At 75.1% G+C, this 7152-nt stretch carries 9 protein-coding genes and 3 pseudogenes; 7 read left to right on the top strand and 5 right to left on the bottom strand.

All coding sequences use genetic code 11. The features are described from left to right. The coding region (locus EPD83_RS19425) for an FAD-dependent oxidoreductase (RefSeq protein ID WP_128367653.1) at positions 1 to 203 on the bottom strand (203 nt) is incomplete at its 3' end. Between the two features lie 106 nt (positions 204 to 309). Here EPD83_RS19425 and EPD83_RS21110 point away from each other — a divergent pair. The 3 genes and pseudogenes from EPD83_RS21110 to EPD83_RS19415 form a co-directional block, all read left to right on the top strand. Continuing rightward, positions 310 to 789: pseudogene (locus tag EPD83_RS21110) on the top strand (pyridoxamine 5'-phosphate oxidase family protein); the annotation flags it as partial. Between the two features lie 180 nt (positions 790 to 969). Further along, positions 970 to 1200 (top strand): annotated as a pseudogene (locus EPD83_RS21105) (alpha/beta fold hydrolase); the annotation flags it as partial. Between the two features lie 164 nt (positions 1201 to 1364). Further along, the gene (locus EPD83_RS19415) at positions 1365 to 1718 is read left to right on the top strand and encodes an alpha/beta fold hydrolase (protein WP_128367654.1); all 354 of its coding nucleotides are present in this window, start codon (positions 1365 to 1367) and stop codon (positions 1716 to 1718) included. Between the two features lie 40 nt (positions 1719 to 1758). Here EPD83_RS19415 and EPD83_RS19410 read toward each other — a convergent pair whose 3' ends face one another. Together EPD83_RS19410 and EPD83_RS19405 are read right to left on the bottom strand one after the other, a co-directional pair. Further along, positions 1759 to 2346 (bottom strand): GNAT family N-acetyltransferase, encoded by a 588-nt coding sequence (locus EPD83_RS19410; protein WP_128367655.1) that lies wholly within the window; start codon positions 2344 to 2346, stop codon positions 1759 to 1761. A gap of 9 nt (positions 2347 to 2355) precedes the next feature. Further along, positions 2356 to 2916: a winged helix-turn-helix transcriptional regulator gene (locus tag EPD83_RS19405; protein WP_128367656.1), complete on the bottom strand. Its 561-nt coding sequence runs from the start codon at positions 2914 to 2916 to the stop codon at positions 2356 to 2358. A 60-nt stretch (positions 2917 to 2976) separates the two neighbouring features. Here EPD83_RS19405 and EPD83_RS19400 point away from each other — a divergent pair, with 60 nt between their 5' ends. Further along, a complete protein-coding gene (locus tag EPD83_RS19400; RefSeq protein WP_128367658.1) occupies positions 2977 to 3618 on the top strand; it encodes a dihydrofolate reductase family protein in 642 nt (213 codons plus the stop codon). A gap of 124 nt (positions 3619 to 3742) precedes the next feature. Continuing rightward, positions 3743 to 4090, top strand: coding sequence for a dihydrofolate reductase family protein (locus EPD83_RS19395; protein ID WP_165567027.1), 348 nt, complete (start codon positions 3743 to 3745; stop codon positions 4088 to 4090). Positions 4091 to 4122: 32 nt separating this feature from the next. Here EPD83_RS19395 and EPD83_RS19390 read toward each other — a convergent pair whose 3' ends face one another. Beyond that, the gene (locus EPD83_RS19390; protein ID WP_128368299.1) at positions 4123 to 5022 is read right to left on the bottom strand and encodes an NAD-dependent epimerase/dehydratase family protein; all 900 of its coding nucleotides are present in this window, start codon (positions 5020 to 5022) and stop codon (positions 4123 to 4125) included. 38 nt (positions 5023 to 5060) lie between these two features. Next, positions 5061 to 5999, bottom strand: coding sequence for an oxidoreductase (locus EPD83_RS19385; protein ID WP_128368298.1), 939 nt, complete (start codon positions 5997 to 5999; stop codon positions 5061 to 5063). A 184-nt stretch (positions 6000 to 6183) separates the two neighbouring features. On the opposite strand from EPD83_RS19385, the gene EPD83_RS19380 reads away from it, so the two are divergent. Then, a complete protein-coding gene (locus tag EPD83_RS19380; RefSeq protein WP_205859622.1) occupies positions 6184 to 6918 on the top strand; it encodes a (Fe-S)-binding protein in 735 nt (244 codons plus the stop codon). A gap of 4 nt (positions 6919 to 6922) precedes the next feature. Beyond that, positions 6923 to 7152: pseudogene (locus EPD83_RS19375) on the top strand ((4Fe-4S)-binding protein); the annotation flags it as partial.

Raw genomic sequence — 7152 nt, 5'->3', positions numbered from 1 at the left:
AGGTACTTGAAGCCGCCCCAGACGAGGTTGCTCGACTCCTGGCTCGTGAAGGCGCCGAAGTCGCCCCGGTCGACCATCGCCACCGAGGCTCCACGGCCGGCCAGCGCCGCCGCGGACACCGCCCCGTTGATCCCCCCGCCGACGACCAGGACGTCGAAGAACCCGCCGTCGATCCGGTCGATGGTCGTCGAGCGCAGACTCATGCCGACAGCCTACGTGCGGTCTCGCCCGCCGTGGCGTCGCCGCAGCGAGTGGTTGCGAGAACGCATCACTACCTCTACGGTCTGAGTGATTGCAGAAAGCAACCACATGGGACGGGAGCGCCCGCTGTCGGCGACGAGCACGACGATCCACACGAGCGTCGACCCCCGGTTCGGCGACCCCGGGGCCGGCCCCGGCTCCTGGCAGCGGGCGACCGACCTGCTGGCACGGGCGGAGGTGTCCTGGGTCGCGACGCACCGCCCCGGCCACCCGCCGCACCTGACCCCGCTCGTCACGGTCTGGCTCGACGGCGCGCTGCACCTCTGCACCGGCGTCACCGAGCAGAAGGCCCGCAACCTCGACCGGGACCCCCGGGTCACCGTCATGGTCGGCGGGGGGAGCGAGCGGTGGGACGGCGGCAGCGACGTCGTCCTCGAGGGGCTCGCCCACCCGGTCCGGGACCGGGCCGCACTGCACCGGCTCGCCGAGGCCTGGGCGGACCGCTGGGACGGGAGGTGGATCTTCGAGGTCGGAACGGAGGGCTTCGCCGGGCTCCACGGCCCGGTCCGGGTGCTGCGCGTGGAGCCGGAGAAGGTCCTCGTCTTCGACCGCGGGGACGTCCCCCGGCAGACCCGCCACCTCGTCGACGGCCCTGCCACCGCCTCACCCGAGCAGGTCGCCGACCTCGACGGGGTCCGGCTCTGCCTCCAGGCCTTCGGCGACCCCGCTGACCCGCCCGTCCTGCTCGTGGCCGGCGCGGCCTCGGCGATGCACGCCTGGTCCGACGAGCTGTGCACCGGCCTGGCGGACGACGGTCGCTTCGTCGTCCGCTACGACCACCGCGACACCGGGCGGTCGACGGCCTGGCCGGCAGGGTCGCCCGGCTACTCGGCCGCCGACCTCGCGGACGACCTGGTGCGCGTGCTGGACCACCTCGGGCTGGAGCGGGCGCACCTGGTCGGCGCGTCGATGGGAGGCGGCCTGGTCCAGGAGGTCGCGGCCCGGCACCCGCACCGGGTGCGGACCCTCACCCTCGTGTCGACCTCGGCCGCCGGCCGCAGGCGCGACCCCGCCCCGCTGCCGGCCCCACCGCGGAGGTCGCCGCCACCTTCGAGGAGGAGCCTCCCCGGCCCGATGTCGGCGACCGCGACGGGCTGGTCCGGATGCTCGTCGACGCCGAGCGCCCGTACGCCGGCGGCGAGGGGTTCGACGAGGCGGCGGCGCGGACCGTCGCCGAGCACGCCGTCGAGCGGGCGGCGGACCCGACGAGCGCGACCAACCACCTGCTCGTCGTGGGGCAGGGGGAGGCGACGTTCGACCTCGGCGACCTCGCGGTCCCCACGCTCGTGGTCCACGGCGCCGACGACCCGCTCTTCCCCCTCGCGCACGGCGAGGCGCTCGCGGCGGAGATCCCCGACGCCACGCTGCTCGTGCTCCCGGGCGGTGGTCACGGGCACCCCACGCCGCGTCAGCTGCCGACGGTTCTCGAGGCGCTCGTCCGGCACACCGCGGGCTGACCGATCGGCCCGCTGGAGTCGTCGGGCCGAGGCGACGTCCTCAGCCCGCGGCCGGGCGCACGTGGACCCGCAGGGGCGTCCCCGTCGCGTCCGTGAAGCCGCCGGCGTCACGCCACCCGGTGGCGGCGTACAGGCGCACTCCCGCGCCCTCGGGGTGGGTCAGCAGCCACGCCGGCCGGCCGCCGACGACGGTCCGCAGCAGCGCCCGGCCGAGCCCCTGTCCCTGCACGGCCGGGTCGACCATGAGCTCGACGAGCTCGAAGGCGTCGGCGGACAGGTAGCGCCGGGCGTCCTCGGGGTCCAGGGCGTCGGCCACCTCGCGGTGGAAGCCGTCGGGCGGCGCCGGCGCCCCGGGCCAGCCGTAGGTGACGCCCACGAGCCGCCCGTCGTCGTCGTGGGCGACGAGGACCTCGACGTCGCGGCGGCCCAGGTGCGCGGTCAGCGTCGGGCGACGAGCCTCCGCCCCGTCCACCTCGGCGTGCCACGGCGGACCGGAGAAGGCCGCCAGGTAGAGCCGCAGGACGTCCTCGACGTGCTCGCCGGGCGACGAGGGGGCGGTCACCGTCCAGCCCGGCCGGGTGTCCCGCGCGCCGGCCGGGTCGCCCGCGTCGCTCCCGTCGTCCCCCACGCGCGGAGCCTAGCCGCCGCCCGGCGCGGAGGTGCTCGCCGCCGTGGGGTGCTCGGGGCCTGTCAGCGCGGCCTCGTAGGCGGCCCGCAGCCGCTCGCTGGGGGTCGGTCCGTCCGTGACGGTGGGTGCGGCGCCCAGGTGGCGCACCCGCAGCTCGTCCATGAGGTCCTCGACGAACTGCGGACCGGCGGCGCGCATCACCTCCTGGCGGGTGCGCAGGGCCGGGGTGCCGGAGCGCCAGTCCAGGCCCCAGTTACCGAGGGCGTACAGGACCGGCAGGGTGCGGATGCCCGCCTCGGTGAGGCTGTACCGGACCCGCTGCCCCCGGGCCGCGTCCTCGCGCGTCAGCAGGCCGGCGTCCACGAGGCGCCGCAGGCGGTCGGCCAGCATGTTCGAGGCGATCCCCTCCTCGGACCCGGTGAGCAGCTCGCGGAAGTAGCGGCGGTCCCCGAACGCGATGTCCCGCAGGACCAGGACCGACCACTGGTCGCCCAGGGCCTCGACGGCGGCGTTGATGGCGCACCCGGACCGCTTCCCGGCGGTCTCGGAGGCGGTCGACCTGTTGCGCATCGTCGCATTCTAGTCCTACGATGCAACTGCTTCGACATTGCAACTAGCGAGGGGGACGACATGACCGTACGGGTGGACCTCAACGTCTCGGTGGACGGCTACGCCACGACGACCGACCAGACGCCGCAGGACCCGGTCGGCGCCGACTGGATGCGCCTCGTCGAGCACTACACCGCCACCCGGACCTTCCGCGAGCGCGTGCTCCACGCGACCGACGGCTCCGGCACGACCGGCGTCGACGACGACCACGTCCGGGAGTCCCTGCGGGGCGTCGGCGCCCATGTCATGGGCGCCGGGATGTTCGGGCTGCACACCTTCCCCGACGACCCGGACTGGACGGGGTGGTGGGGCGACGAGCCGCCGTTCGGCGGGCCGGTGCTCGTTCTGACCCACGCCCCGCGGCCCACGCTCGAGTTCGAGAACGGGACGACCTTCACCTTCCTCGACGCCCCACTGGCCGAGGCCCTCGACCGGGCCCGCGACGTCGCCGACGGCGCGGACGTGCGGCTCTCCGGGGGCGTCTCGCTGGTGCGCGAGGCGCTCGCGGCCGGCCTGGTCGACCGGCTCCACGTCGCCGTGACCCCCATCCTCCTCGGCCGGGGGACGAACCTCTGGGAGGGCCTGCGCGGCCTCGAGGACGGGTACGAGGTGACGGCCGAGGCGGCACCGTCGGGCGTCCTCCACCTCACCTTCGCCCGCTGAGCAGCCGACCGTCACCGGCGGCGCGGGCCGCCCGCGGGCTTCAGGACCGCCGGGGCGGCGGCGCGGTCGCAGCCGGGTCCGGCGCCCGCAGGACGCGACCGGCGTCAGCGACTACCTCGACCGGGTGGAGAAGTACGTGGTCTCCGCCACCCTCACCGCGCCGGACTGTGACGTCACGACCGTGCTCGACGGCGACTGGCCGACCGCCGTCCGCGAGCTCGTGGCCGCCGACGGGGGCGACATCGTCTGCACCGGCTCGGTCCGCCTCACCCACGCCCTCTTCGAGCTCGGGCTGGTCGACGAGGTCCGGCTCTTCCAGTACCCGGTCGTCCAGGGGGAGGGGCGTCACCTCTTCCCGGACGGGCTCTCGCTGAAGGGGGCCCGGCTCCTCGAGGCCGCGGCCTGGCCGAGCGGCGAGGCCGCGGCCTGGCCGAGCGGCATCGGGTTCCAGCGCTGGAGCCTGCGCGGCTGACGTGCACCGGCAGGTGGCCGAGGGCCCCGCGCTCAGCCGGCCAGCGGGTCCTCGAGGACGTCGCGCCAGGAGTGCTGCGGCTCGTACCCGAGCAGCCGCCGGGCCTTGTCGATGCAGTAGAAGGTCTCGGTCTCGCCCATCTCGCGGCGGACCTCCACCCCGTCGTAGAACTCCGCCACGAGCTCCGAGGTCGGCGTCGCCACCGAGTGGTCGGCGTTCGCGATGTTGAACACCTCGAAACCGAGGCCGTCGGTCTGCAGGCACCGGTCGATCGCCTGCCCGAGGTCCCGGACGTCGATGTAGGCGAAGATGTTGCGCCGCCGCTTCGCCGGGTCGGTGAGGAAGGCCGGGAACAGCTCGGCGTACTCGTGCGGCTCGATGACGTTGTTGATCCGCAGGCCGTACACGTCCGCGCCGGAGCGCGCCTGGATGGAGCGGGCCGTGACCTCGCCCGCCACCTTGGAGGTGGCGTAGGCGTCCTCCGGGACGGTCGGGTGCTCCTCGTCGACGGGGACGTAGACGGGCTTGCGCTCGCCCTGGGCGAAGCAGATGCCGTACGTCGTCTCGGACGAGGCGAACACTGCCTTGCCGATGCCGAGCAGCCGGGCGGCCTCGAGCACGGCGTAGGTCGAGAGCACGTTGTTGCCGTAGGTCTCGGAGTCGGCGCGCAGGCCGGGCCGGGGGATGGCCGCGAGGTGGACGACCGCGTCGTACCCCGGGAAGGACTCGCCCTCGAGGTCGCCGTCGTCCGCGGGCATCCGCAGGGCCGAGACGACCTGACCCAGGTCGGTCAGCTCGACGTCGACGTCGGTGACCCCGGCCAGGCCCAGCGGCGCCCGGTCGGCGTTGGTGACGGTGTGACCGTGCTCGAGGAGGTAGGGGACGACGTGACGGCCGGCCTTGCCGGAACCGCCGGTGAGGAAGACGCGCATGGCGACATCCTCACATCGCCGGCCGACACCGGGACGGCTCAGGAGCGCGGCGAGGGCTCCCCGGCGAAGGAGAAGATGACGCCGGTGAGCTCCTCCGAGCGCTCCCAGAGCAGCCCGGCGAGCGTCTCGTCGCGGGCCAGGGTCGAGCGGGCGGCGGGCCCGACCGGCCCGCGGGTCTCCCGGAAGCCCGTCGGCCCGACGTAGCTGCCCGGCGCGGCGACGGTGGCGGCGTGGACGACCGCCTCGGCGCCCCGCTCCGGACCGGGCACGAGCACCTTCGTCGCCAGCTGCAGCACCGTGCCCAGCACCGGGACCGAGCCCATGCCGTCGGGGCTCGCGATGAGGTTGGTCGAGGCGACGCCGGGGTGCGCGGCCGTCGAGGTCAGGGGCGAGCCCGCGGCGGTGGCGCGGCGCTGCAGCTCCTGGGCGAAGAGCAGGTTGGCGAGCTTGGAGCGTCCGTACGCGGTCTGCGGGGAGTACGTCTCGCGCGGGTTGCCTCCGACGACCTCACCGTCGCTCGCGGTGTGGGCGATGGACGACACCGTGGTCACCCGCGGCGCCGAGGTCTGCAGCAGGTGCGGCAGCAGCAGCCCGGTGAGCGCGAAGTGGCCGAGGTGGTTGGTGCCGAACTGCAGCTCGAACCCGTCCTCGGTCTCGCGGTAGCGCGGCGGGGTCATGACGCCCGCGTTGTTGACGAGCAGGTCCAGCGGGTCCTCGAACCGCTCGGCCAGCGCCCGGACGGACGCCAGCGAGGCGAGGTCGAGCGTCTCGACGGTGACCCGGCCGGGCGCGCCCGTGCGGCGGATGCGCTCGGCGGCCTCCTCGCCGGCGCCGGTCTTGCGAACGGCCAGGACGACGTCCGCCCCGTGGGTCGCCAGCTCGCGGGCCTCGACGAGCCCGATGCCCGAGTTCGCGCCGGTGACGAGCGCGCGCCGTCCGGTGAGGTCGGGCATCTCGTCGTACGTCCAGCGGCTCATGGTGTCCCTCTCGTCGGCGGCCCCGGCTCGGGTCTGTCCATCGCGGCAACGAGCACCGGCCGCCGACCATTCCGGCCCGCCCGGCGTGCCGGCCGTCCTCGGTGGCGTGCGGGACGGCCGCGGTGTCCTCCCGTCGTGGCATCGTGGGCGCGACCAGGAGGTGGTGCCGGTGCGGGTGGCGGTGATGGCGACGTGCCTCGGGGACGCGATGTTCCCCGACGCGCCCCGCGCGACGGTGCGCCTGCTGCGGCGGCTGGGCGTCGACGTCGAGGTCCCGCAGGCGCAGACCTGCTGCGGCCAGCCCATGGTCAACACCGGCTACCTCGACGAGGCCGTCCCCCTCGTGCGCACGACCGTGCAGGCCTTCGCGGGCTACGACGCGGTCGTCGTCCCGTCGGGGTCGTGCGCGGGGTCGGTGCGCCACCAGGGTCGGCTCGTGGCGGAGCGGGCGGGGGACGACCGGCTGGCCGACGCGGTGGCCGACCTGGCCCCACGCACGTACGAGCTGTCCGAGTTCCTCGTCGACGTCCTCGGGGTCACCGACGTCGGGGCGTCGTTCCCGCACCGGGTCACCTACCACCCGACGTGCCACTCGCTGCGGATGCTCCGGGTGGGGGACCGGCCGTGGCGGCTGCTGTCGGCGGTCCGCGGCATCGACCTCGTCGAGCTCCCGCGGGCCGAGGAGTGCTGCGGGTTCGGCGGGACCTTCGCGGTGAAGAACGCCGACGTCTCGGTGGCGATGGGCTCGGACAAGGCGCGGCACGTCCGGGAGACCGGCGCGGAGGTCCTCGTGGCCGGCGACGCCTCGTGCCTGATGCACGTCGGGGGGCTGCTGTCGCGGCAGCGGGCCGGGGTGCGCACCCTGCACCTGGCCGAGGTGCTCGCGGCCACCGCCGACGACCCGGCGGGGGTGGCCTGAGGCGATGCCGCGCACGTTCGTCGGGATGCCCCCGTTCCCCGTCGCGGCCCGCGAGGCCCTCGCCGACCCCCAGCTGCGGCGCAACCTGGCGCACGCGACGAGCACGATCCGGGAGAAGCGGGCCCGCGTCGTCGCCGAGGTCGAGGACTGGGAGGACCTGCGCGTGCAGGCGGCCGCGGTCAAGGACGACACCCTGGCCCACCTCGACACCCACCTGCTCGCCCTGGAGGCCGC

The organism is Phycicoccus flavus (assembly GCF_004025965.2).
GTDB classification, from domain to species: Bacteria; Actinomycetota; Actinomycetes; order Actinomycetales; family Dermatophilaceae; genus Phycicoccus; species Phycicoccus flavus.
This window is presented reverse-complemented; position numbering and strand designations above follow the sequence as displayed.